Genomic DNA, 24880 nt, shown 5'->3' on the forward strand with positions numbered 1-24880 from the left:
CATATCAATGAAAGACCTTCAAAAGTGATCCAAAGACTCTGCGAAAAAATGTGAAAAACTTATCTGTTTCTATATATATTGATTATATAGAGGATTATTTTAAAGATAATAATCCGGATGAAAATTGGGATATTGCTTCAGAAAATAAGGGAAATAGAATTCACTTTCTACCTGTACTAGGTGACGCTATCTTATTAGAGAGTAATGGATTATTTGCTTTAATTGATGGAGGGGAAGATAGTGATAATCCGAAAGGTTTAGCTGCTTTAGATTATCCTGGTTATGAGCAACTAGTCATTGATTATATTAAATCAGTTGCTGGTGATGAGAATGGAAAGGTAACGCTAGAATTTGTCATTTGAACACATGCTCATTCGGATCACTTAGGTGGTTTAGACTCAGTCATTTTAGATCCAGATATTGAAGTGAAACGTGGGTATTTAAAACGATATAACGAAGAGCGAATTAGTGATTTTGAAGTGATGAATTGGGATAATCAAGAGGTTTATAATCAAACGATTGCTGCATTAGAAGAAGTAGGTGCTGAGATTATTCAAGATTTAACCATGGAGCCTTTCTCTTTAGGTGAGATGGTCATTCAGCTTTTTAATGTCGAACAGGATGATACATTTCCAATTGTGAAGAAAGGTGAAAATGAAAATTCCCTTGGGATTAAAGTAACAGTCGGGAATTATTCTGCCTTTTTAGCTGGAGATATGAATAATGCAGATGGGGATGAAGACCGTTTAGCCCCTTTAATTGGAGAGGTTACCCTTTTAAAATTAGGTCATCATGGATTATCTGATTCATCATCATCATATTTTTTAAATACTTTACGACCAATTTATTCAATTGTGACAGGTTATACAAAGAATTTCTTTAGTGAGACGCGTCAAACGTTAGAAAGTTTAGGAACAAAATCGTATTCTACTATGAGTAATAATGGGATTGTATTTGACTTCAATCTAACTGATTTTGAATCATATAATTACAAAGAAATTTTAATTGGTTGGTATGAGAAAGATGGAAATAAGAACTATTATACAACCAATGGGGATATGGTTAAGGGTTGGTCTCAAATTGAAGACAATTGGTACTTTTTTGATGAAGACACAGGGGCTATGCAAGTCGGATGGATCGAACATAAAGGACATAAGTATTACTTAGATGAATCTGGCATTATGGTGACAGATTGGTTAGAAGATAGGGGACAAAAGTATTATTTTAATCAATCTGGGATGATGGTTAAAGGATGGTTGAAAGAAGATGACTATTAGTATTATTTAAAACCAGATGGAACAATGGCGACAGGTTGGTTAAATGATGGGAATAAAACGTATTACTTAAAATCAGACGGTGTTATGGCAATAGGTTGGCAAAAGCTGAATGATAAGTGGTATTATTTCTACGAATCAGGTCCGAAGGCGACGGGGTGGCTTGAAATTGGGACAACATGGTACTTTTTAAATACTGATGGTGTCATGCAAACGGGATGGTTAAAAGATAGAAATAAGTGGTATTACCTAAAATCAAGTGGTGAGATGGCGACAGGTTGGCAAAAAGTGAATGGAGTATGGTATTATCTTTATGAATCAGGTTCAATGGCAACCGGGTGGTTAAAGGAAGGAAATACGTGGTATTATCTAAAACCAAGCGGGGAAATGGTAACAGGTTGGAAGATGATAAATGGAACATGGTATTATTTTTATCAATCAGGGAAAATGGCAACTAATACAATTATAGATGGTTGGCAAGTTACAGCAAGCGGTGCTGCATATAAGTTATAAAATAAGAAAACCTATAGAATAAAGATCACATTTAACTATAGGTTTTTTTGTTAGTATGGAAAGCTATGTTTTAAGTTTAGAAGTCTCAAAAGGACTAATGATAGATATTCAGAATTATTTCAGTTATAATTTTAAGTGCTATGTTAAATTTGAATGAAATGACTCTTCAGATAGAGTTGATTCAATCATAATTTTTGGATAATAGTAATCATAGGTTACTATCTATGTAAGTTCAGATAAGTTTTTAAAATGGTAAATGATTTTATTTAAACTAATCAAAAAGAGTTAATTCAAAAAAGTGAAATATATTTCGGTTTATATATAGAAAATATTTCTGCTTGTATTTAGACTGAATAAGAAGGGATAGATATTTAAAATGAATTTTATGAAATCAATGAAGTTATTGAATATTCAGTCAGTTTTAATGAGGATATTTAATGGCGTATTTATTTTAGTGTTCGGATATATTATTTTTAATATAGTTTCCCAACCGTCTGTTTTATGGAGCTTATTTAAACCTATCACATTAATAATGGGTAGTTTAATCTTTATTGGTTTATTTTTAATGATTAACCACTGGTTATTGAAGGTGTCTCAAAAGACATTGGTTAGATTAACTTTTGTAAATTTTGTAATTTTGTTCTTATTACAATTATTTTTCTTTCGTTACTTTAGAGTTATACCAAGTTGGGATTTTGGTGCAATTTTAAACTTCGCTTTATCGACAGTTGAAAGCACAGGAGATTTTGTTTTAGATCGTTATTTTTATTTTAAATATCCTAATAATATTCCAATTTATTTAATATATGTAGGCATGATTAAGTTTTTAAATTCAATAAATGTGACCGATTACTTATCGATTTTTATCATGCTTAATATAATTCTTGTAAGTTTCTCTGTTTTTTTAACCTATTACTTTATATATTTACGATATGGACTACAACAAGCAACATTATTTAGCTTTTTGATGTTATTTATCACACCATTTTACACATATACAACAATTGTTTATACAGATACCTTAGTCATGGTTTTTCCAATATTATCTATACTACTATATTTTTTATTTAATCAGTCTAAAGGATTTAAACGTTATGCATGGTTGCTGTTATTAGGAGTTATCCTGGCCATAGGAACGATGATTAAAACGAATGTTATTATTACTTTAGTTGCCATTTTAATTCATTATTTTATGACTAATAAAGGATGGAATGTTGTGATTTTTATTATTTTATTAGTGCTGCCATTTTATAGTGTTACGTCGATTTATCAACAAGAGATTTCACAGTATTCTCCGATTTCTCAAGAGGAAATGGGGTTTCCAGCGACTCATTGGATTTTAATGGGACTTCATGATCAACCGCAAAGACCAGGAAGTTATTATGCTGATGATGTCAAGCAGACAGAAGAATTAAAGCGTTCAGGACTTACTAATCAAGAGCTTTCAAATTGGCATTTAGAGGCCATCAAAGAAAGATTAGAGGATTATGGAGTTCATGGATATCTGATATTTTTAAATAGAAAAATTAATTTCACGTGGGGGGATGGAACTTATTATGCTACTAATAAACTATCGAGACAACCGATGGAGGATAATATCTTCCAACCATATGTATTTGGAGAGAAAAATGAACCTTTCGTCATGGCTTGTCAAACTATTCAAGTAGCAATTTTAGGATTAGTATTAGTTGCTGGAATAAGTTTATTTAAATCATCTCATAAATTTGAACAAGTATTAACTATTCTTTTATTTGGATTGTTTTTATTTCTATTAGTTTGGGAAGCTAGATCGCGATATCTTATTTTATATGTACCCGTCATCGCAACTTTGGGGATTTATGGATTAAATCAATTAAATAGTTATTTAAAAAAAGTAAAAGTTCATTATTATAGAAATTTAATAGATAAAAAGTATGAATCTGAGGGAAATTAGTATATACTCATGATTTTTGATAAGAGATAGAGTTATCACCTGTCTATATAGAAGTAGCGATAAGTTTTTCACAGTTGAAAAACTAAGTCCTAACATTAGGGATAGTTACGAGCGAAACTCGCTATAAATCTGTTTTAGTCTTACTCACCTCACTGCTTTGATAGAGGTTACCTGTCATTTCCAATAGCAATGTATCCTCCTCCGCTAAGGCTCTAAAAACTTTTATCATTTAAGAAACTTACCTGGACTTATATATTCGAAAGAATATAATGAAAATAATTGGAATTGTGTCGAATATATGTTTTTTTTTAGTATATAATGGTATAGTTAAAGGTAAATGTGTTTAAAAGGAGGATTTAATGACAATAGAAGAGAAAGTTAAATTAATACTACTTAGTATTTTTAATGTATTATTTATCGGGATATTTTCGTATGTGTTCATTGATGCACTAATTCATCCGAGTCAAGTTTTTGTTACAATGAATCCGTGGATTGTTTTATTACTTTCCTTAATCATGTTAGTTATTTTATATGGAGTATATCATACATTAAGTCAACTATCTAAAAAGTCATTGATCATTTTTTCGTGTTTTAACTTTTTAGTCTTGATGGGGCTTCAGATTTTCTTTTTAAGATACTTTCAAGTGGAGCCATCATGGGATGTCGGCGGGGTTTACCATTCAGCCTTATCTGTAACAGATGGTTTTACTGTCTTCCCAGAGTATTTTACGGATAAGTATCCAAATAATATTCCTTTATTTTTAGTTGAATTGTTAGGAATGAAGCTTTTAAGTTTACTTCATATTGAAAATTATTATTATGTCTTTACGTTTGTTAATGCCTTAGGGATGACGTTAACCATGGGATGTTTTTATTGGTTTATTAAACGACGTTTAGGGTTAGTAGCGGCGACATGGGGAAGTTTTTTTATGTTATTTATTACACCACTTTACACGTATACGACGATTTTTTATACGGATACGACAGTAATGATTTTTATGATTTTGGGCGTATTATTGTATGATTTATTTTATCATTCTAAAGATCGTTCACGTTATACGTGGCTCGTATTAATGAGTCTCATATTAGCAGTAGGTGTCTTATTAAAGGCGAATGTTATTATTTTAATGGTTGCAATCATGATTCACTTTGTCATGACTAATAGCTATAAAAAATGGCTAGGATTCTTTGCAGGCTTACTAGTGCCATTTTTGACATTGACTCTGCTATATCAACAATTGATTACGCCTTTTTATCCCGTTGAAAAAGCGGAGATAGGTTATCCAGTGACACATTGGATTATGATGGGAGCAGAAGGAAGAGGCACTTACTCAGCTACCGATGATGAGTTTACAAATGATTTAAAGTTAAATCAAGGATTAAGTAATGAGCAAATAAAAGAAGTTCATTTAGAAATCATTAAGGATCGATTAACGAAAAACGGATTCAGTGGATTGATGAATCATTTAAAAGAGAAAATTAATTTTACATGGGCTGAAGGAACTTATTTTGCACCTGAAAAATTGAGTCGCTTACCAGTGAGTGAGAATATCTATCAACCTTATATTTGGGGAGAGGCTAAAGTGTATTTTGTGTATTTCTGTCAGGCCGTTCAGCTAGTTATATTAGGGTTAATCGTTGTTGGAGGCATTAAATTATTCCAACAAAAATCAGCTTTTGAAATCGTCTTATCGATTGCAATCTTTGGAACATTTTTGTTTTTATTAATTTGGGAAACACGTTCTCGTTATTTAATTGTCGCTTTACCTTTAATCATGGCAGTATGTGTTTATGGTATAGCATCGAATGAAAAATCATTAAATTAGAGTTTATCAGTTATTTGGAGGATTTATATGTCGAAAACAATTTATTTTGTTATTCCTTGTTACAATGAAGGAGAAGTATTAGAAGTCACAGCAACAAAGTTAACAGAAAAAGTTGAAACTTTAATTGAGAGAGGTTTAATTAGTAAAGCGAGTCGTATTACTTTTGTAGATGATGGAAGTAAGGATAATACGTGGGCCTTAATTCGAAAACTAGTAGAAGAAAATGTTTTAATCAGTGGAGTTAAACTTTCAAGAAATAGAGGGCATCAAAATGCATTATTGGGTGGATTAATGACGGTCAAAGATTTATGTGACGCAACGATTTCATTAGATGCAGACTTACAAGATGATATTGATGTCATTGATCAATTTATTGAAAAGTTCATCAATGAACAGTGTGATGTTGTTTATGGGGTGCGAAGTGATCGTGCAACGGATACAGGATTTAAACGACATACGGCCCAAATCTTTTATAAGTTAATGAGTATGATGGGAGCAGATATTGTTTATAATCATGCTGATTATCGTTTATTAAGTCGTCGTGCGCTAGAAGGGTTAGCAGAGTTTAAAGAAGTTAATTTATTTTTAAGAGGATTAGTTCCATTGGTTGGATATAAATCAGATGTTGTTTATTATGAACGCCATGAACGATTTGCTGGAGAGTCAAAATATCCATTAAAGAAAATGTTAGCTTTTGCTATTGAAGGGATTACATCTTTAAGTGTAAAGCCTATTCGATTAGTGACAAGCTTAGGAGTAACGGTGTTCTTATTAAGTTTAGTTCCGTTACTATATTCATTTATTCAATGGCTAAATGGGAATACGATTCAGGGGTGGACGACGTTAATTTTATCAATTTGGACATTAGGCGGAATCCAAATTTTATGTATTGGTATCATTGGTGAATATATTGGAAAAATTTATTTAGAAACAAAAGATCGTCCACGCTTTATTATTGAAGAATTTTTGAATGATTAAAAGTGGCAACTTAAAAGGCACTATCAGTCAGTTGATAGTGCCTTTTAAATTATTTTTTTAATGCGAAACGAACCATGAAGAAGTTGATAATGATTGCGATAGGGAAGACAAAGATAGGAGCAAGATTATCTGGCATTCCGATGAAAATAAATACATTTAATAAAATCATATGAACAAAATAATTGATTAAATGGGCGCCTGCAAAACGAATTCCATTTTGTGCATTTGCATTCGTTTTAAACGTGAAGAAAGTAGAGGCGAAGAAGTTAAAGATGAAACTAAGGATATACCCTATCGTATAAGCAAAGTTATAATTAATATGTAGTCCATACTCTAGACTTAAATAAATCGCATAGTGAATGGCTGTTGCTATGACACCAACAATCACAAATCGAGTAAACTCTAGTGTTTTCTTATTAATTATTTTAGACACTTTTATCACATCCTTTAAATATTTGAGTTCCGTAAGCTGCTAAAGCTAAGAAGATTGGAAGATATAAAACTAAATATCTTGAGCGCGTTTCCCACAATAATAGGAATAAAAATACACCTATAATTGTAATGGTTAAAATGGATTCGAATAGATCTTTTTTACGTAATAATCGGAAAGCACCTATTAGCATCGATCCAATTAGCGTAATATGGGAAATTTGACTGAAATAAATAAAATACTTATTTTGATGACCAATTATATAATCGGCATATGGATTATTTTCCATTAATGGTTCACGAATTAGCTTTCTAATCGAGTAGTAGGTCCCGTCCGACCAAGTATAATTAATCTTTTGTTTCAAGTGATCAATCATACCTGTAAATCCATAATTCTGAATTCGTTCTTTTATAATTTGAATATTTGCTTCTTTAATTTCTTGATTTGATTTATCGTCATTTTTTAATCCAATGGAGAAGTGAGCATCGTTATCATCATATCCTCCTGGATTATTTAGTCCCATCATAATCCAATGTGTACTTGGAATTCCAGTTTCACCTCGTGGCATAGAATTATGTGGATAAATCATTACTTTATAAATGAGAATTGTGCTAATAAATAATATTGAAATGGTTGAAGTAAATTTAATCCATGTTTTCCAATCGTGTGTCATAAAGTAATGAATAAGAAGTGCAATTAAAATAATTACCACGTTCGCTTTAATTAGGGTTCCGATGGCTAACCAAATGCCAAGAATAATTAAGAGTTTTTTATTCTTTATTTCAGCATGATAGAACAGATCATACAGTAATAAGGCTACGATCGGGAAAATCATTGAGAATGTATCTGTGTATACAATTGGAACATAGGCATAAAATGGGGTTATTAACAGGAATAAGAAACTAAATAAAGTAGCAGTTTGAAGATTGTAACGACGATAAATATACCAATAGGTACAAATTAGCGATATAAAAATAATTAACATATTAACAGCAATTAAAGGAGTTAAGTAATCTGAAATTCCAAATAATCTAAAGAATCGCATTAACAACATTTCCACAATTAATAGTGGAATATTATTAGGATAGTATCCAACAAAATAGAATGATAGGTAATCAAATCTATCTAATTGACTTAAAGCTCCGTTATAGACCATTCCAAAATCCCAACTAGGATTTACTTGGAAAAATCGTAAAAAGATAAATTGTAAAAGAAATAGCACACTAAAATTAATGATTGAAATAAGTATTAGCTTCTTTTTAGAAAGTTTACTAAAGCCTTTTATTAATAAATATAATATTAATAGAAGAATTCCTATACCAAGAATGATAATGAATGGATTTAACTCCATATACATCGGATAGGGATTAAATAGTCCATCATATAGAATATATGAGAAGATGACAAAGAACATTAATGTACATATTTGTAATAGAATTGTTTTGATAGCATGATGATTCACAGAACCTCTCCTTTCATAGATAGTAAAAAAATTTTTAACCCATATATAGTATCATTTCCCATTTATAACCTAAATTATTATAGTATAAAATATGCTTGAAAACCTACTATTTTAGCTAAATTTCAACATTTTTCAAGTAAACAAAAGGTCTAATCTATTTGATAGTTAGACCTTTTTGTGTATTGCAGCATAATTTTAACTCTTCTTGAACGGATGAAGCAATGCTTTCTTTGAGAAGAATGACGAGGTAATCACCTGCTAAAAGTTCGGTATTCCCCCTTGGGATGATTTCATGACTCCCACGTTTGATGACAATGAGTAGACATCCATCCGGTAGCGATAAGTCGCGGACGAAACGCCCATCGATATAGGAATGAGTAAAGACTGGGATTTCAATCATGAGTTTGTCCTCTGACGTTTCAAAGGTTTTAGTTCCTTGAAGTTGTCGCACGAGTAGGTAATCATAAACGGGCTCACTTTTTAAACATTCGGCAACGGTATAGGCGATGAGTGAAATAAGGGATAATGAAAGAAGGTGCGTCAATGATCCGGTCATTTCGGTGATTAAGATACTTCCTGTAATGGGAGCACGGACGATGGCAGTAAAATAGCCAGCCATCGCTAAAATGATAAAGTTTTGAATCAAGGTATCGTTGATTAGTCCAAGGTTTGCTGAAACAGTTCCGAAAATCGAACCTGTTAGCGCACCTAAGACCAGGAGTGGAAAGAAGATACCACCGGGTACACCTGAACCAAAACTAATCATGGAAAAGATAAATTTAACAATTAGTAGAAGTAGTAACATTTTAATCGTAAAAGAACTATGAATGAGGCTTTCAACGAGAGAATGTCCACCTCCTAAAACTTGAGGCAGAATGAATAATAGAAGGCCCGCTAAGATAAAAGGAATGATGGGACGATACTGTTTTTTTATCCAGGCGATTTTATCGTATCCCTCTAATGTGGTTTTAATTGTTTTATTATAAAAGACACCACAAAGCCCCGTTATAATTCCAAGAATAATAATCAGCCAGTAATGATCAAGTGGAATGGCTTCAAGTGTATCAAAGTTAAAAACAGGTTTTAATCCGAAGAAGTTTTTAGAAACGAAGTCGGCGGTTAATGACGCTGACATGGCTGAGATAAGAACGAGTGGTGAAAAGTGCTTATGGATTTCTTCTAATGAGAACAGAACACCAGCTAAGGGAGCATTAAAGGCGGCAGCAAGACCAGCACTAGCCCCACTTGAAATTAAATATTTTTCTTCTGTTTTTGAAAGCTTAGTAAGTTGGCTTAAATATTGAGCTGTGGCTGCTCCAAGTTGAATAGAAGGTCCCTCTCTTCCGACAGAAAGACCTGCTCCAATACATAGTGTTCCCCCGATGAATTTTCTGATTAGAACAGATAATGGGTTCATCTTTAGTTTGTTAGCGAGAACCCCCTCTACTTGTGGAATTCCACTTCCACAAATCATGGGATCTTTCATCATCAGTTTCCCAACGAATAGAGCAACGAGAATGAGAAGGATGAACCAGCTAATGGTATACCAGATGGAATGTTGTGATGAAAAGACGAATTGTCTAATATGTTCTACTTTTTCTAAAATAAGTCGATAAAAGACGACGACAAGACCTGAACCTAACCCGACAATCATCCCCTCAAGAGCGAGTTTAAGTTTTAGTTGTCGAAGTTGTGTTAATAAGGTTGAAATTGAATTCATATACTTTCCCCCAATCTGAGTGCATTATAGTCTGTTTACTACAATAATTCAAGGTATTGGGTAAAAATTAGAAAATTATGAATGGGTATAACTTATCATTTTTCACAAATAATAGGATAAATGCCGAAAAAAAGTGGGTGAAAATGAGATGGATATTTTTAAAATCTTTAAAGGAAAAAAGAATACGAAGGAACCGATTCCTGAAAAAGAACCCCAACGAATTTATTCAAACTTGGAACAAAACTTAACATTAATTAAAGAGAAGTTAGGAAATGCTAATGATTTATTGATTCGAAAGCTTCGTTTACAGGGTGCTGATGATGTCGCTGTTGCCATTCTTGGAATCGATGGATTAATTGATACGAATCAAGCGGAGCAATTTATTGTTCATGTTTTAGCTATTGATTTGTCGTTAGTTGAAGATTCAAAGACGCGTTCATGTGGTGTTTTTCAATCGATTTTTGAGTCTCGTATTAGTATGATAGATGCACAGTGTGCGCAAAGTTTTGACGATTTATATACAAATTTATTAAATGGACATATCATCGTCTTAGTTGACGGGGTCGACCAGTTAATGATGTTTGATTGTAAAGGATGGCAAATGCGCTCCATTAGTGAACCCCAAACGGAACAGTCGTTATATGGTCCGAAAGATTGTTTTGTGGAGACGATTCGCACGAATACGGCGACGCTTCGTCGTCGGATTAAAGATCCTAATCTTCGTTTTGACGCTCATGTGGTCGGAACGGTGACACAGACCGATGTTTTTGTGGCTTATATTGAAGGAATTGCAAATCCTGAACTTGTTCAGACCGTGAATAAGCGAATTAAAAGCTTAGATATTGATGGATTGGTTGATTCGAGCGAATTGATGCAGTTGATTGAAGATCACCACTTAACTATCTTTCCTCGTTTGACTCAAACAGAGCGTCCAGATAAAGTAACAGCTGCGGTTATGCAAGGAAGTGTGGCCATCTTATTCGATGGATCTCCTTTTGTGACGGTTGGACCTGCTTATTTTATTACGATGTTTCAGATTACAGATGATTATTATTCACGGCCTTTGATTGCAACATTAACTCGAATCCTTCGTTATGCTTCTTTTTTATTGGTTATTTTAGTCCCCGGTTTATATGTTGCGATTTCTACTTATCATCAAGAGATGATTCCAACGGTCTCACTCATCACCATTATTAATCAGCGGAGTTCAAATCCGTTTCCAACCTATATTGAAACCTTGGTTATCTTAGTCCTCTTCGAGATTATTCGAGAGGCTGCGTTACGTAAACCAAATGTGGTAGGGGATTCAATGACCATCGTTGGATCTTTAATTATTGGACAGACGATTGTTGAGGCAGGCCTTGTTTCTTATATGGTTATCATTATTGTTTCGATTACTTCGATTGCAGGCTTTATTTTATCAAGTAGTCGTCTGAATAATGCGACTCGAATTTTAACATTTATCTTCTTATTTTTAGGAGCAGCGTTTGGTCTTTACGGAATTACGATTGGATTTATTATGCTTATTCTTCATTTAGCTTCCTTGACGACGCTAGATCAACCTTATCTTGCTGCAATGGCTCCTTTTAATTTACATGATCAAGAGGATCAATTTTTAAGATTACCTTTTTCATGGATGAAATATCGTCCTAAAATTTTCAAAACGGGTAATCGAACGCGTCATAATATGAAAAATCCAGTAAGGAAGGAGGAATAGTGATGAAGCGATGGCTAATTTTTATCACTGTCTTTATCTGCTTAAGTGGATGTGGTAATAAAGTTGAGATGAGTCAATTAGGAATTGTTGCAGGATTAGGAATCGATCAAATTGAGGGAGGCTATCGTTTAACCGTTCAAGTTGTTAACCCAAGCTATGTTGCAGGAAAGCAACCGGAGACACTATCGGTATTCTCAATTTCATCAGAAGGTGAAACATTATTTGATGCTTATCATGAGCTAAATTCATTAACAAATAAGGTTTTATATCTTCCTCATTTAAGTGTTATTGTGATAGATGAGGCAATTGCGAAAGATGGGATTAATACCGTGTTAGATTTCGTTTTACGTAATGCCGCGATTCGCCCCAATATTACAGTGGCGATTGCCAATAATGCTCCGGCGGCAGATATTTTACATGTTTTAATACCGAGTGATCAAATTCCCATTACTCAATTAGATTCATTATCAAATATGTGCGTAAAATGTACAGGAAGACAGGTAAATTATAACCTTTATCAAGTGAGTGAGCGAGTTAATGCTGAAGGAGATAATATTGTCCTAAATAGTGTTGCGATTATAGGAGATGGAATCTCACAAGGTGAAAAAATAGAAAATATTTTACAAGTAGAGCCGCCTACTCAATTACAAATCGATTCATTGGCTGCTTTTAAAAGTGATAAATTGGTCGGTTATTTAGATAGTGAGGAAGCTGAGTACTATAATCTTTTAGTGGGGAATAGTAAGCGTTATGTGTTAAATACAGTCATAGATGAGACATATAAAGTCGCTTATGAAGCACGGGACACAAAAGTTGAGATTAAACCGAATCTTGATGAAAAGAAAGTGAAAGTTGAATGTAAAGTGAGTGGAATTTTAATGGAGAATGAATATCCAATCAATTTAATGGAACCTAAAAATATCTCCATCTTACAAAGTTATTTTGAGGAGACTTTAAAAAAAGATTTAATGGATTTTATCTCTAAAACACAACAAGAGCTTCAATCGGATATTCTAGGTGTTGGAAGTAAGATTCATCAAAAAGATCCTAAAAAATGGGCAGCGGTTAATGGCTATTGGGAAGAAATTTATCCAACGCTTGAATTTGAGGTTGATGTGAAAATCGAGATTAATTCGGTTGGAGATATTGCTAATTTAAAAGATTAGAAAGGAGAGTCTGTTATGAAAACATCACGGATTAGTTTAAATCAATTTTTAACTTTACTTGTTTTGTTTTTATCTAGTAGTGCATCACTTGTTAATGTGGGACGTTTTTCAGGACGCGATGTTTGGATTGTCATCTTAATTAGTACTGTTTTTGGTAGTCTCTTATTTACTATTTATTATCGAATTAGTAAATTACATGGGTTTCAATCGTTGACAGAAATTATTAGGGATCTTTTTGGAAAATGGATAGGTGGGTTAATTATTCTTGCTTATATGGGGTATTTCTTGTTTTTAGCGACGGGGTTATTGAAAAGTACGTCTGATATGATTAAGGCAACCATCATGATTGATGCTAATCTAACGCTTGTGATTACACTTTTAATGATTCCAATTGTATATGGACTGATTCTTGGGGTGAATGTCATTGGTCGCTCATCAGAGCTGTTGTTTTATGTTGTTGGTATTTGTTTTATCTCATTATTAATTGCCGTTTTTACATCAGATATCTTTAAATTTGAAAATCTATTACCAGTTCTTGAAAAAGGATTATTTGCCTTAAAGACTGATATTTATACGATAAGCTTGTTTCCATATGGTGAAGCCCTTGCCTTTCTATTTCTTTTTCCATTAATCCCGAATGATAAAAAAGGAAAAATCTTGAAATATGGCTATGTCGGCATTACTTTGGCGATGGTTATCTTACTTGGAATTGATGTCATGAATATTGGGATTTTAGGTGCTGATTTAACAGAAAACTTCGTCTATCCTTTCTTTAATGCGATGAAAATGGTTGGAGTGAGTGTTGTTTTTGAACGAGTTGATCCATTATCTATTATTATTTTAATGACGACTTGTTTTTTTAAGATCAGTATTTATTGTTATGCAGGACTTTCTTGTTTAGAAAAAATCGTTGTTCGATTTAACTATCGTCAATTAGCTATTCCTATTGGAATTTTGTTAATCTTTGGAGCAACAAAGATTAGCTCTAATCGGATTGAAAATATTTACCGTGTAATTATTGAGAATCCTAAAGGGCTTCTCCCTATTTTCCAATTAGCTATTCCAGGATTAATCTGGATTATGAGTGAGTTTAAGTATCGTAAACATCCGAAAGACGTAAAAACTGAGGCTAGTAATTAGCCTCAGTTTTTACTATTTACGGTCGTAGGCCGTTTCTGAAAGACGATCAATTTCTGACCAAGCCAATGAGATGTATTGTTGAGCGAGTTTTTCATTTTCCGCATTTGCATCTAATAACACTTGGCGATCTTGTAAAGTTTCCGCTTTAAAGACTTCATATTCTGCTGTTTTATATTCAACGTTGTAGTGATAAGCCTTTACAACATAGTCTTGAAGCGTTGCGACCTCTTCATTTGGTCGTTTTAGTGATTCAATAGCATTCATTTCATTCGTTGTTTGTTTTAATAGATTATGTCGGATTGAAAGTTGAGCTGTTTCAGCTTCTGTTCCCGCTACAGAATATACTTGCGTTAAGTTAGAGTCGAGTAGTGAAATGGTGTCTTCAAGGGCCTTTACTTTTTCATACATATAATCTACAAAGTCTTGCTGTGTGGCGAATGTTTTTTCTGTTGAATTGGTGGTTTCTGTTTGTTGATTTGAATCATTTGGTTGTGAATTGTTTTCTTCCGTACTTGGATTAGAGACCGTGTTAGTGTTCGTTCCGGTATTGGTTGTGATGGATAGACTTTGTAGCGATTGAGGTGTTGAGATAGTTTTTGGACTTGTATTATTGGAGCAACCGGATAAACTCATGATCACTAATCCTAAAATTAGGCATACATTTTTCATAATTTTCACCTCAGTTATCAGTATGTTCCATTGTATTCATGAAGGTAGAGGTTCATACGAAAAGGAGGTGCATTTAGTTTATCTTTTGTTCGTCATTAACCGTAAATTTTGTCCATTTTGAAAGATATTTAGATTTTTGAATCAGAGTTAGGCGAGGTAAGTAGTCAACGCCTCCGTAATAATCGCGTTTTAAGATATAGTTCACTTGTAATCCAATCATGATGGTATAGCCTAAAATATAGAGCCAAAAGAGAAGGATAATAATGACTGAGAGGCTCCCATAGAACTTATTATAATTGGCGATGTAATTGACATAGAAACTAAACCCAATTGAGGCGACACTCCACCCAACGGCTGTTACTAAAGCACCGGGTATAATTTCATGAATTTTAATTTTAATGGTTGGTGCGAGGTAGAACAGGAGGACAAAGAAGGAGAAATAGGAAATGAAACTGATCGTTGATCGAATGATATTAAAGAGAATAATCATGTATGAATCCACTTGAATATTGAGAAGGTGAAGGACGAGTGAGATGATAGCTTGACCAAATAAAGCGAGGATGATAGCAACCACGAGAAGTAAAATCATAAAACAAAGCATCATAAATGAAAAGATACGTTCAAGATAGGCGAATTTCATGAGGGGAACTTGATAGGTCGTGTTAGCAGCTATCGAAATCCCGTAAAAACCTTTTGAAATGAGCCAAAAGAAAGAGATGGCGGTCAGTAGAACAAATAAAGTTCCCGATTGAGGAGCAGAGGTTGTATCAAAAAGATAGAGTAAAAGTTGTTGAACTTCTTGTGGCGCATAGGCTGTAATCAAATACTTCACGAGATCGGTATTTAAAGAGAGATAAGTTCCGAGCTGAACAATGACGACGAGTAGCGGGACGATGGCCATAATTAAGTTGAATGCAATTTGTTCAGGTAAGGCTTTAATCTCTCGATGATTCATTTGTTCTTTTACTTTTTTGATAAAGGTTAAGCTAAAAACATGTTGCATAATTGGTCCCTCCCAACTAAGGTTTTTAATTTATAATATGTCGTCAGTTTAAGGGACATACCATGATTAATAAATGGTTTTATGTTGTTTATGTATATTTTACACAAAACTCGACAAATTATTAGTGATAATTCTTTTATAATGAGAGGTGAACAACATGAATCGACATTTTAGTTGGAAGTTGACTGTTCTAACGTTCCTCTTATGCTTTATCTCAGTTTGTCACGCAGAGGCGAAAGATATAGGCTGGGGTATCCCAAAAGGTGAGAATCATGAGCAACCATGGCCGGGTCAAGAGTTTGATGATATTATTCGTCAAAATGATGCTTATTATATTGGTCCCGCCGATCAAAAAATGATTTATTTAACATTTGATTGTGGTTATGAAAATGGAAATACACCCTTAATTTTAGATGTTTTAAAAGAACATCAAGTGCCAGCTTTATTCTTTGTGACGGGACATTTCATGGAACAAAATCCGGAACTTGTGAAACGAATGGCAGATGAGGGACATATCGTCGGCAATCATACGTGGCATCACCCAGATTTAGCGAAAGTCAACAAAGAAAAATTTAATGAAGAATTACAATTAGTTGAAGATAAATATAAAGAGATTACGGGCCAAGAGATGGTTCGTTACTTAAGACCACCTGAAGGACATTTTAATCAACAAATGTTAGATTGGGCGAAAGAGCGTGGCTATTATACAATTTTATGGTCTTTAGCCTATATGGACTGGGATGTGAATAAACAAAAAGGTGCGGATTATGCGTATAATCAAATTTTAGCACGTATGCATCCGGGTGCCATTGTGTTAATGCACAGTATCTCAAGTGATAATGCAGAATGTTTAAATAAGTTAATTCCTGAACTTCGAAATGAAGGTTATGAGTTTAAGTCACTACAATATTTAATGACACAAGATAGTCCAGTGATTATTGAATAATTGGTTATAATTTGTAGAAAAAAGTGATGTAAACGTTACAAGGACACTGAAAGAACACGTTTAATTCATTTTTTGTACATAACTTTGTGCCATAATAACTATGGATGAAAATGATAATAAATTTTCTCCCCCTTTGATTTTCTTATTCATTATGTTTTCTCACTCCCAAACGGATCGTGTTCCCCCACGACCGTTTAACCAAACCTCGAGAGTTCCCCCTCTCGAGGTTTATTTTTTGTTTGTTCAGCTATTTTTGTAGAGCAAAAATTTAGCTGAACTATACTCCGCGCTTGGCGGAGTTGTCTGCTTAAGTGATGAGATAATTTCCGATTTTCGAAATTATCTCTTTTTTTCTAGGTTGTGGTTAAAAGTTTGATTATTTCTTTGGACAGTCATCAGGTAGCTATATAGATAAAAGATGACTAAATTATAATAATATAAATGAGGCATTTATTTTCGATGAAGTGCTTTTAATGGGCATTGCATATGATAGACTCCCTCGTTAAATTGCCTCATTTTATTTATTATTATCATAATTTCTAGGAAAAATGAATTTTGAATCAACCTTTTACTTTGTGGCTAGTGCTTATTAAGACTTCTACTAGTAATAATATAAAAAAATATGAGAGGAAAATCTCTTTTATCAGTTAAATGGTCTTGTATAGAAGGAAGTATCCATTTAGGTAGAAGAAATTAGGTATAACCATTAAAGGTGAACTGTATAAGATGACTTTGATAGGATGATAAGCGTCGCGCAGTTATTATTGAAGTGCCTATAAAAATGACCTCGATTTTAGAAGATAATTTATTAATATTTAAAATAGAGTCTTCACCAAAAATGGTGCTTGACTTGGTTCAACTAAGAAATTAACTCTAATGGTTCATCATTAGTAATGATAAAATACTGAAATTCTAAATCTGTGATTCAGCTATTTGTATCAACTTTTTTGTCAAGAACCAATTCTGGTGTTGAGCCTTAAAATAATGAAAAAATTTTCGCATTTTTGTTTAGGATTTTGAATGGGTGCCTATAATGAGGGTGTGTAGAGATAACCTCCCAAGTTAATAGTCTTTCATGGTGGGACTATACTTTGAGTTTGTACTTGAAGTTCTCTATTTACCAATACAGAAGTCTTATGTATTTATCATCTTGATGCTAAATACATATAATGTAGACTTTCTTCTCCAATTCTCTCAACCTCTCTTTAATATAGAAAAAAGGAACTAAGATGCAGTTTCCCCTCTGCACTTAGTTCCTTTTGTTATCTATAATTATTTTTTCCACCTTTGATTTTGTTTTGGAAGCGACCTTATTCTTGGATAGCTTCCGATTTGTTTTGTGATTTTGCATAAAAGATTGTAGCGATGAAGCCAATGATGATGATGAGATAGGCAATCATTAAACTTTCAGTCATTCCAAATGCGATGTATGCGAGTGAAGCGATACAAGCTGATAAAAGGGCGTATGGTAACTGAGAGTTAAAGTGAGCACCTAAATCACAACCTGATCCTGTTGCTGATAAAAGGGTTGTATCTGAAATAGGTGAGGCATGATCTCCAAAGATAGCACCTGATAAAACAGCAGCCATCACTGGAATCATTAAATTCATATCAATCGCCGCTGCGACTGAACCAGCAATTGGAAGTAAGATTCCAAATGATCCCCATGACGTTCCTGTTGCGAAAGCCATGAAGCTTGCGACAATGAACATTACAACTGGGATGAAGTTTGGATTAATGTTCGCTGATGTAATGACAGAGGCTAAGTAGCCACCCGCATCTAACGCACTAACTAACTCACAAATTGCCCATGCTAATAATAAAACGATAATGGCTCCAACCATTGACTTCATCCCTGAGAAGAAGGCTTTGACATATTGGTTCTGCGTGACTTCACCACTTATCACATGACGATATGCCATTGCCATTGAGACGATTAATCCCGCTGCTCCACCAAAGCGAAGCGCTGTTGATAGGTTGATGTTATCTAAGATTGCAAAGAATAAATTGAAGTCTGATGCGTTATTCATTGCGCCTACATAGCCAGTATACACCATCGTTAACACAGTCACGACGATTAAGGTCAAGATTGGGACGATTAAATCCCACACTGTTCCTTTTGATGACTCCACGTCGCCTCCGTGAGCGTTTGCCACTTCAGCACTCGTAAGAGAACTATCATTCCCATTGATCGTATCCGTCTCGTATTTTTTCATGAGTCCAAGATTTAAATTGTATTTAATGACAATGAAGACCATGATAACTGAGACAATCACATAGAAATGATAAGGAATCGTCATTAAGAAAGCAGAGAACGTATTGTACGTCGCACCTGTACTTGCAAAAATAACTGCCATCGATCCCATCACTCCAGTCGCCCAACTTGAAATCGGTGAGATCACACAGATTGGTGCTGACGTTGAATCGACAATGTAAGCTAGTCGTGCTCGTGAAATTTTTTGTTGCTGAGCTAACGGTTTTGAGACATTTCCGACAACTAGGGCATTAAAGTAGTCATCGACAAAAATTAAAATTCCTAAAATGGCAGACGTATATTGAACGCCTTCGCGCGTTTTGACGTGTTTGATAATCGCTTTTGTAAACGCAGACGCTCCGCCTGATAAGACGATGTAAGCTGTAATGGCGCCAAGTGCAAGTAAGAAGAAAACAATCGACAGGTTCCAATCATTTAAAAAGCCGATTAATCCATCTTTTTCAAAAATAAGTCCACTAAACGTTGATCCAAGCGTTTCAACCGTTTGAATGAGATTGAAATTGGCTAAAATAAAGGCAGCCGAGATGGCACCAATCCCGAGTGATAATACGACACGGCGCGTAAAAATAACAAGGGCAATAGTAAGTAGTGCCGGAATTAACGCATAAATAGTTCCAATCATATAAATCCTCTCCTCAATTGTTAGTGCAATTGAATAAGAAGCTGTTCTTTTGATAAAGAAAAAAGAGCCATGCAGAGTTAAACTCATACATGGCTCTAAAAAGTCTAAGGTTATTAGACGATAGATGACAAGTATTATTTAACTCTCCGATCATTAGTCCTCCACCACAATTGTAGTGACAGTGTTAAATTTATTCAACATAACACCAGCACAAGTTTGGTTGACACAAACAAGACTTCGGCGTGGACACCTTTTAGAATTTGTCATCGACGTCACTCTCGAAATTCCTACTCATTGGACACGCACCTCTAACTCATCAAAGAGAACAAGAGACATATTCAATTAAGCCTATTTTAGCATCTTTTATAAAAAAGTCAAGCATTGGCCACCAAAATAATCAAATCAATATGTGAAAGTTATCATGAAATATAGGGATTTCGATGTAAAATGACAGGGAATGTGGTAAGATAAAGGATAGCTTAACAAAGCATTGGAGGTTTTAATAGATGAATATGTCACCTTTAAAGGTTGGTCAAGAATTTTTAGTGACGATTAAACGCATCGGAATTAACGGTGAGGGAATCGGATATTATAAAAAACAAGCGGTCTTTATTCCAGGAACGTTAGTGGGTGAAGAAGTGGTTGCGACTTGTACGCGTGTGGCAGGTGGTTACGCGGAAGCGGAACTGGTACGTGTGAAACGTAAATCAAAGCACCGTGTGCAACCCGCATGTGAAGTTTATGGACAATGTGGTGGATGTCAATTACAACATATGTCTTATCAAGAGCAACTTCGTATTAAACGTGATGCCGTTTCACAAGCGATTGAACGTTATACGAATTTAGATCCTGAAGAATGTGATATCCGTCCAACGATCGGAATGAAAGATCCGTATAACTACCGCAATCGCGCTCAAATGCCAGTTGGATATGACGAAGATGGGGTTATGGTTGGATTCTACAGCATGAATTCACGTGAATTAGTGAATGTAACAGATTGTGATGTTCAATATGAAGAAATTAACACAGTCATCAATCATGCGGTTGATTTATTAGATGATTACAAAGTGTTCGCTTACGCACCTAAAACGAAAAAAGGAACGGCACGCTATATTGTCGTTCGTCGTGGATTTAAAACAGGTGAGGTCCAGGTGACATTCGTATTCGCTAATAACGAGTTCAGAAAAATGAATGCTTTAGCGAAAGACTTAATGAAATATTGCCCAGATGTTAAATCAGTTTATTTAAATATTAACAACGAAGATACGCATGAAATCTTCGGAAAAGAAATGAAGCACATCGCTGGAGAAAAATTCATTTCAGATGAATTAGGACGCTTCAAGTTCAATTTATCTCCACGCGCGTTCTATCAGTTAAACCCAGAACAAACGATTAAATTATACAACCAAGTCAAATATGCAGCTGCTTTAAAAGGAAACGAAAAAGTGGTTGATGCTTACTGTGGTGTTGGAACAATCGGTCAATGGGTTGCAGATAAAGCAAGTGAAGTACGTGGGGTGGATATTACACGTCAAGCCATTGCGGATGCGAAAGAAAATGCAAAATTAAATGGTTTAACAAATACATATTATGCCGTTGGTAAAGCAGAACAAATCGTACCGAAATGGGCGAATGAAGGATTTAAACCAGATGTCGTGATTGTGGATCCTCCTCGTACAGGATTAGGAACTGAGCTAATCGAGATGTTAAAACGTGTGCAACCAAAAACGATTGTGTATGTGTCATGTAATCCATCGACGTTAGCTAAGAATTTAAAAGAATTAACGAAGAAGTACCGTGTGGACTATATTCAACCAGTGGATATGTTCCCACAAACGTCTCATGTTGAAGCCGTTGTGCGCTTAGTTCGCCAAGACCGCCCAGCTAAAAAACAACGCTAAGAATTTAGACAGTATCTTTAAGATGCTGTCTTTTTTTATACTAAGATGCACAGGGAGGGTATCAGGTCAAGTGGCTAGCGTTGTACATTGATCGACAAGAACAGTAGATGGTTTTAAAATAAGAAAATCTATGAGGCGATATTATAAGGGAGAGCTTCTACCGATGGGCTATTCTTATTAGTAGGTGAGCAAGCTCACCCCTAATCCCATTGATTCGCTCTCCCTGTCATCGCCTCAATTTTATTTTAAAACTTCTTTAGTGAGATGAACAGATACTAGCAATTGAACTGAGGTTATCGTGGTTAGAAAGATGCATGCTAAGATTTTGTAGCACTTGTTTTTTTTGAGATAACGTGGCAAAACAGGTGACAATGGGTCAACTGGATATAAGAGAATCTATCAATAAGGTTTAAATATAATTCGAATGTTTTGGTAGAGATAGAGGGGCTTTGATAGATCGGGTGTCGGTCTTAGTATAAGGGGAGGTAAAAAGAGAAAGAAAATGATAGGCACTAGTACTTGAAGTGAGGGGATCATAGTTAGAAAGATGCATACTAAGATTTTGTGGCGCTTGTTTTTGGGATAATATGGAAAACGTATAACGGTAAATCAACTAGGAAGGGATTTGTATTGATATTAAGTAGGAAGTAAATTGAATTTATAAAAAAGTGTTGTATTATTTTTTAATACTAATCGGTTTGTTGAGGGAATATCTTTGATTTTAGTTGGTTTAATTCTTCCGTTAGTCTATCTATTTCACTATAAAGGTTGTCAAAGTTTTCTTGTCGATATTCACTTCGTTATTGACTCACGGCTTCTCCTTGGCGAGCTAATTGGAATCCTCTTTGTTGAACCATATTCTGACTAGTGACAGCGATATCAAGGAGGGCTCCAGAAACGACATATTGCTCAAAGATATTTAAATTGATATTAATTAAAATAGTTACGACGGTGATGACTAGAATGTACTCAGTAGGATCTAAATCGGCAATAAAGGCTAAAAATTCACTGTCTGTGAATCCATACTTATAACTGCTTATTCCAGCAAATGCATCAAAGTTTAAAAGTGTATCGTAATTACCGGATAGAATAATATTCACTCTCTTTATGATAATAGTATTGCTAACATAGTATATGAACATTAGTGAGGATAAAAGCCTATTGAAAAAATCTGTAATTTTAAGAGCTCTATGATAAAGGATTATTTTATTCATGGGATAGTATCACATTTGATGTAAATTTGTTTTTTTATTAAAAGGGAGGAGTGGAGGGAACGTTTTGATGATGAAAACATAGAATATATATTGTAGTTAGATTTTAATGTGGTTTTAGGAGGGATTAGGATGACATTTGTAGGAGCTTATAAGGCTTTTTGGAAGAATTACTTTAATTTTACTGGTCGTGCATCAAGACGTGAGTTTTGGTTTGTTGTTCTTTGGAATGTGATTATTGGTGCCGTTTTAGGATTTGGATTAGGTCTTTCTTTTGTTGGCATGATGGCATCTGCCGTTAGTTATGGGGATGGTTTTTCTGCGAGTACTGTTTTTGTCTCATTGTTTGGAGGTTTGTTAGCTATTTATAGTTTAGCAGCTCTTATCCCGTCATTGAGTTTATCCGTTCGTCGCTATCATGATACGGGATTATCAGGTTGGTGGTTTGTTGGTTTGTATGTGGTTAATCTCGTTATTGAGTGGACAACAAGTGGACTAGTTTGGTCAGTTATTGGCTTATTAGTTAGTATTGTTATGCTGATTATTACGCTTCTTCCAACGAATCACTTTTTAAAACAAGCTGAGGAATAAAAGCATTTAGGAGTTGAAAATTTTTAGAATTAAACTCCTTTTTTTATTTGAAAGTGCTTTTAAAAATAAGGTTATAATGATAATATATGGTTGTATTTGATTAACATGCAAGTGTTGTAAGAGAGGGGACTAAACTTGTAGGCTGATGTGTGATTCATTCGTTAATGAGAGGGGAAAGTGGAAGATGCAAGCGTATTTATTTGTCCATTTTAGAGAAAAGGCGACACCAGATGGTGAGCAAGTTTATTTTGGTTTGAGTAAAGATGGATTCCATTGGGAGGAAGTGAACAATGGGCGCCCTGTTTTGTGGGCTTATTATGGTGATAAGGGCGTTCGCGATTTTACAATTACGCGTCGTAAAGATAATGGAAAGTTTTATATTTTTGCGACAGATTTAAGTTTAGCTTATGGGATGCGCAATCAGTATCATAATTCTTGGTATGAGATTTCGGTTAACGGCAGTAAAAATTTCTCGGTATGGGAATCTGATGACTTAGTGAATTGGTCGGAACAACGTTTAGTGAAACTTGTAGATGAAAATTTCGGATGTCTATGGGCACCAGATATTATTTTTGATTCAGAAAATGAGGATTATGTCATTCATTGGTCTTCGCTACATAAAGATTATTCAAATGGATTCAAAGGGATTTATTATAGTTGTACGAAAGATTTTGAGACTTTCTCAAAACCTGAGGTGTTATATCGTAAAGAGGATAGTGGTGTGATTGATTCTGCTATTTATGAAGATAATGGAACGTACTATATGTTTGTAAAGAGTGAGGACAAACCTGCTAAGAATTTATTGTTAAAGTCAGATCATGCTACAGGACCGTATACGCGCATTAAAGCATTTGATGAGTGTATGGCTGATTTAGCGCCACATGTTTATGAGGCGCCGACGGCTGTACGTTTAGAAAATGGGAAGTGGTGCTTATTCTTAGACTATTACGGTGTTCGTGGAGCGGGACAAGGCTATGTCCCATTTATTTCAGAGAATATTGATGAAGGAAAATTTGTCCGTTCGGATGCGTCATTTAGTTTTCCATATGGATTTAAGCATGGAACAATTTTAACAATTACCATGGAAGAGTATGAGCGGATTAAAAATCATCAGTGGGATCAAGAATAAAAATATATAAGTTGCAACAAATTTTCTATAGTGAAAATTAAGGCCCTATTAGTTGAGGATTAGATTATCTTTGACAATCTTCTAGGTGAACCAAGCCCTAGCAATTGAGGATACATTTTCTTTGAAAATGCCAGGGAACCCAAACCCTATCAGCGGAGGAAAGCTACGAACTTCGTTACGTAGCATAGGTGACCCATTCCCTACTAGTGGAGGATACATTTCCGTTGGAAATGGTAGGTGACCCAAACCCTATCAGCGGAGGAAAGCTACGAGTTCGTAAACTCACTCCGTAGCATAGGTGACCCACTATCAAAGTATTTTAAGAACTAAGTATGAATTGAAATATCTAGATTATTTTTTACTTTATATATAGA

20 protein-coding genes and 1 riboswitch are annotated in these 24880 nt (G+C 34.4%); of the genes, 13 read left to right on the plus strand and 7 right to left on the minus strand.

The annotated features are described in order from the left end of the window. The first annotated feature begins 50 nt into the window (after nucleotides 1-50). The 6 genes from NEH75_RS00800 (at nucleotide 51) to NEH75_RS00825 (ending at nucleotide 6524) form a co-directional block, all read left to right on the plus strand. The gene (locus NEH75_RS00800; protein ID WP_055306068.1) at nucleotides 51-362 is read left to right on the plus strand and encodes a hypothetical protein; all 312 of its coding nucleotides are present in this window, start codon (nucleotides 51-53) and stop codon (nucleotides 360-362) included. A 63-nt stretch (nucleotides 363-425) separates the two neighbouring features. Continuing rightward, nucleotides 426-1277, plus strand: a complete 852-nt coding sequence (locus NEH75_RS00805; RefSeq protein WP_055306067.1) for a hypothetical protein — start codon at nucleotides 426-428, stop codon at nucleotides 1275-1277. 24 nt (nucleotides 1278-1301) lie between these two features. Then, on the plus strand, nucleotides 1302-1787 hold the full coding sequence (locus tag NEH75_RS00810; protein ID WP_262948327.1) for a hypothetical protein: 486 nt from the start codon (nucleotides 1302-1304) through the stop codon (nucleotides 1785-1787). A gap of 376 nt (nucleotides 1788-2163) precedes the next feature. After that, nucleotides 2164-3720: a glycosyltransferase family 39 protein gene (locus tag NEH75_RS00815; RefSeq protein WP_262948328.1), complete on the plus strand. Its 1557-nt coding sequence runs from the start codon at nucleotides 2164-2166 to the stop codon at nucleotides 3718-3720. Between the two features lie 359 nt (nucleotides 3721-4079). Further along, nucleotides 4080-5546, plus strand: coding sequence for a glycosyltransferase family 39 protein (locus tag NEH75_RS00820; RefSeq protein WP_262948329.1), 1467 nt, complete (start codon nucleotides 4080-4082; stop codon nucleotides 5544-5546). Between the two features lie 27 nt (nucleotides 5547-5573). Then, nucleotides 5574-6524 (plus strand): glycosyltransferase family 2 protein, encoded by a 951-nt coding sequence (locus NEH75_RS00825; protein WP_262941043.1) that lies wholly within the window; start codon nucleotides 5574-5576, stop codon nucleotides 6522-6524. 49 nt (nucleotides 6525-6573) lie between these two features. Here the strand turns inward: NEH75_RS00825 and NEH75_RS00830 are convergent, their stop codons facing one another. The 3 genes from NEH75_RS00830 to NEH75_RS00840 all read right to left on the minus strand — a co-directional run bounded on the left by NEH75_RS00830 (nucleotide 6574) and on the right by NEH75_RS00840 (nucleotide 10136). After that, a complete protein-coding gene (locus NEH75_RS00830) occupies nucleotides 6574-6957 on the minus strand; it encodes a GtrA family protein (RefSeq protein WP_262941044.1) in 384 nt (127 codons plus the stop codon). Continuing rightward, a complete protein-coding gene (locus NEH75_RS00835) occupies nucleotides 6950-8416 on the minus strand; it encodes a glycosyltransferase family 39 protein (protein WP_262948330.1) in 1467 nt (488 codons plus the stop codon). The genes NEH75_RS00830 and NEH75_RS00835 overlap by 8 nt, the downstream gene beginning before the upstream one ends. Nucleotides 8417-8570: 154 nt before the next feature. Continuing rightward, complete coding sequence (locus NEH75_RS00840) at nucleotides 8571-10136, minus strand: ClC family H(+)/Cl(-) exchange transporter (RefSeq protein ID WP_262948331.1); 1566 nt, start codon at nucleotides 10134-10136, stop codon at nucleotides 8571-8573. Between the two features lie 148 nt (nucleotides 10137-10284). On the opposite strand from NEH75_RS00840, the gene NEH75_RS00845 reads away from it, so the two are divergent. From NEH75_RS00845 to NEH75_RS00855, 3 genes are read left to right on the plus strand one after another with little or no spacing between them, the layout of a single operon-like run. Further along, nucleotides 10285-11853 (plus strand): spore germination protein, encoded by a 1569-nt coding sequence (locus NEH75_RS00845; protein WP_262948332.1) that lies wholly within the window; start codon nucleotides 10285-10287, stop codon nucleotides 11851-11853. 2 nt (nucleotides 11854-11855) lie between these two features. Then, on the plus strand, nucleotides 11856-13019 hold the full coding sequence (locus NEH75_RS00850; protein ID WP_055305777.1) for a Ger(x)C family spore germination protein: 1164 nt from the start codon (nucleotides 11856-11858) through the stop codon (nucleotides 13017-13019). A gap of 15 nt (nucleotides 13020-13034) precedes the next feature. Further along, nucleotides 13035-14159, plus strand: coding sequence for a GerAB/ArcD/ProY family transporter (locus NEH75_RS00855; protein ID WP_055305778.1), 1125 nt, complete (start codon nucleotides 13035-13037; stop codon nucleotides 14157-14159). 12 nt (nucleotides 14160-14171) lie between these two features. Here the strand turns inward: NEH75_RS00855 and NEH75_RS00860 are convergent, their stop codons facing one another. Both NEH75_RS00860 and NEH75_RS00865 read right to left on the minus strand, forming a co-directional pair. Then, nucleotides 14172-14828, minus strand: coding sequence for a hypothetical protein (locus tag NEH75_RS00860; RefSeq protein WP_055277080.1), 657 nt, complete (start codon nucleotides 14826-14828; stop codon nucleotides 14172-14174). Between the two features lie 73 nt (nucleotides 14829-14901). After that, a complete protein-coding gene (locus NEH75_RS00865; protein WP_262948334.1) occupies nucleotides 14902-15831 on the minus strand; it encodes a YihY/virulence factor BrkB family protein in 930 nt (309 codons plus the stop codon). A 157-nt stretch (nucleotides 15832-15988) separates the two neighbouring features. Here NEH75_RS00865 and pdaA point away from each other — a divergent pair, with 157 nt between their 5' ends. Beyond that, nucleotides 15989-16777 (plus strand): delta-lactam-biosynthetic de-N-acetylase, encoded by a 789-nt coding sequence (pdaA, locus tag NEH75_RS00870; RefSeq protein ID WP_055277085.1) that lies wholly within the window; start codon nucleotides 15989-15991, stop codon nucleotides 16775-16777. A 1310-nt stretch (nucleotides 16778-18087) separates the two neighbouring features. On the opposite strand, the gene NEH75_RS00875 is transcribed toward pdaA, so the two are convergent. Then, complete coding sequence (locus NEH75_RS00875; protein ID WP_262948335.1) at nucleotides 18088-19674, minus strand: Na+/H+ antiporter NhaC family protein; 1587 nt, start codon at nucleotides 19672-19674, stop codon at nucleotides 18088-18090. Nucleotides 19675-19820: 146 nt separating this feature from the next. After that, nucleotides 19821-19993: riboswitch (Lysine riboswitch) on the minus strand. 187 nt (nucleotides 19994-20180) lie between these two features. Here NEH75_RS00875 and rlmD point away from each other — a divergent pair. Further along, the gene (gene rlmD, locus NEH75_RS00880) at nucleotides 20181-21575 is read left to right on the plus strand and encodes a 23S rRNA (uracil(1939)-C(5))-methyltransferase RlmD (protein ID WP_055242384.1); all 1395 of its coding nucleotides are present in this window, start codon (nucleotides 20181-20183) and stop codon (nucleotides 21573-21575) included. Nucleotides 21576-22375: 800 nt separating this feature from the next. On the opposite strand, the gene NEH75_RS00885 is transcribed toward rlmD, so the two are convergent. Next, a complete protein-coding gene (locus tag NEH75_RS00885; RefSeq protein ID WP_147614372.1) occupies nucleotides 22376-22675 on the minus strand; it encodes a hypothetical protein in 300 nt (99 codons plus the stop codon). Nucleotides 22676-22918: 243 nt separating this feature from the next. Here NEH75_RS00885 and NEH75_RS00890 point away from each other — a divergent pair, with 243 nt between their 5' ends. Next, complete coding sequence (locus NEH75_RS00890; protein ID WP_055305784.1) at nucleotides 22919-23377, plus strand: DUF805 domain-containing protein; 459 nt, start codon at nucleotides 22919-22921, stop codon at nucleotides 23375-23377. Between the two features lie 184 nt (nucleotides 23378-23561). After that, entirely contained in the window at nucleotides 23562-24506 is a 945-nt protein-coding gene (locus NEH75_RS00895) for a glycoside hydrolase family 43 protein (RefSeq protein ID WP_055242379.1), read from the plus strand. Nucleotides 24507-24880 lie beyond the last annotated feature (374 nt).

Source organism: Turicibacter sp. T129, assembly GCF_025594975.1.
Classification (GTDB): domain Bacteria; phylum Bacillota_I; class Bacilli_A; order MOL361; family Turicibacteraceae; genus Turicibacter; species Turicibacter bilis.

Coding starts and splice junctions, on each gene's coding strand:
- rlmD (WP_055242384.1), top strand. CDS start 20,181: ATGAATATGTCACCTTTAAAGGTTGGTCAAGAATTTTTAGTGACGATT.
- NEH75_RS00855 (WP_055305778.1), top strand. CDS start 13,035: ATGAAAACATCACGGATTAGTTTAAATCAATTTTTAACTTTACTTGTT.
- NEH75_RS00820 (WP_262948329.1), top strand. CDS start 4,080: ATGACAATAGAAGAGAAAGTTAAATTAATACTACTTAGTATTTTTAAT.
- NEH75_RS00850 (WP_055305777.1), top strand. CDS start 11,856: ATGAAGCGATGGCTAATTTTTATCACTGTCTTTATCTGCTTAAGTGGA.
- NEH75_RS00840 (WP_262948331.1), bottom strand. CDS start 10,136: ATGAATTCAATTTCAACCTTATTAACACAACTTCGACAACTAAAACTT.
- NEH75_RS00875 (WP_262948335.1), bottom strand. CDS start 19,674: ATGATTGGAACTATTTATGCGTTAATTCCGGCACTACTTACTATTGCC.
- NEH75_RS00825 (WP_262941043.1), top strand. CDS start 5,574: ATGTCGAAAACAATTTATTTTGTTATTCCTTGTTACAATGAAGGAGAA.
- NEH75_RS00890 (WP_055305784.1), top strand. CDS start 22,919: ATGACATTTGTAGGAGCTTATAAGGCTTTTTGGAAGAATTACTTTAAT.
- pdaA (WP_055277085.1), top strand. CDS start 15,989: ATGAATCGACATTTTAGTTGGAAGTTGACTGTTCTAACGTTCCTCTTA.
- NEH75_RS00865 (WP_262948334.1), bottom strand. CDS start 15,831: ATGCAACATGTTTTTAGCTTAACCTTTATCAAAAAAGTAAAAGAACAA.
- NEH75_RS00895 (WP_055242379.1), top strand. CDS start 23,562: ATGCAAGCGTATTTATTTGTCCATTTTAGAGAAAAGGCGACACCAGAT.
- NEH75_RS00815 (WP_262948328.1), top strand. CDS start 2,164: ATGAATTTTATGAAATCAATGAAGTTATTGAATATTCAGTCAGTTTTA.
- NEH75_RS00810 (WP_262948327.1), top strand. CDS start 1,302: ATGGCGACAGGTTGGTTAAATGATGGGAATAAAACGTATTACTTAAAA.
- NEH75_RS00845 (WP_262948332.1), top strand. CDS start 10,285: ATGGATATTTTTAAAATCTTTAAAGGAAAAAAGAATACGAAGGAACCG.
- NEH75_RS00860 (WP_055277080.1), bottom strand. CDS start 14,828: ATGAAAAATGTATGCCTAATTTTAGGATTAGTGATCATGAGTTTATCC.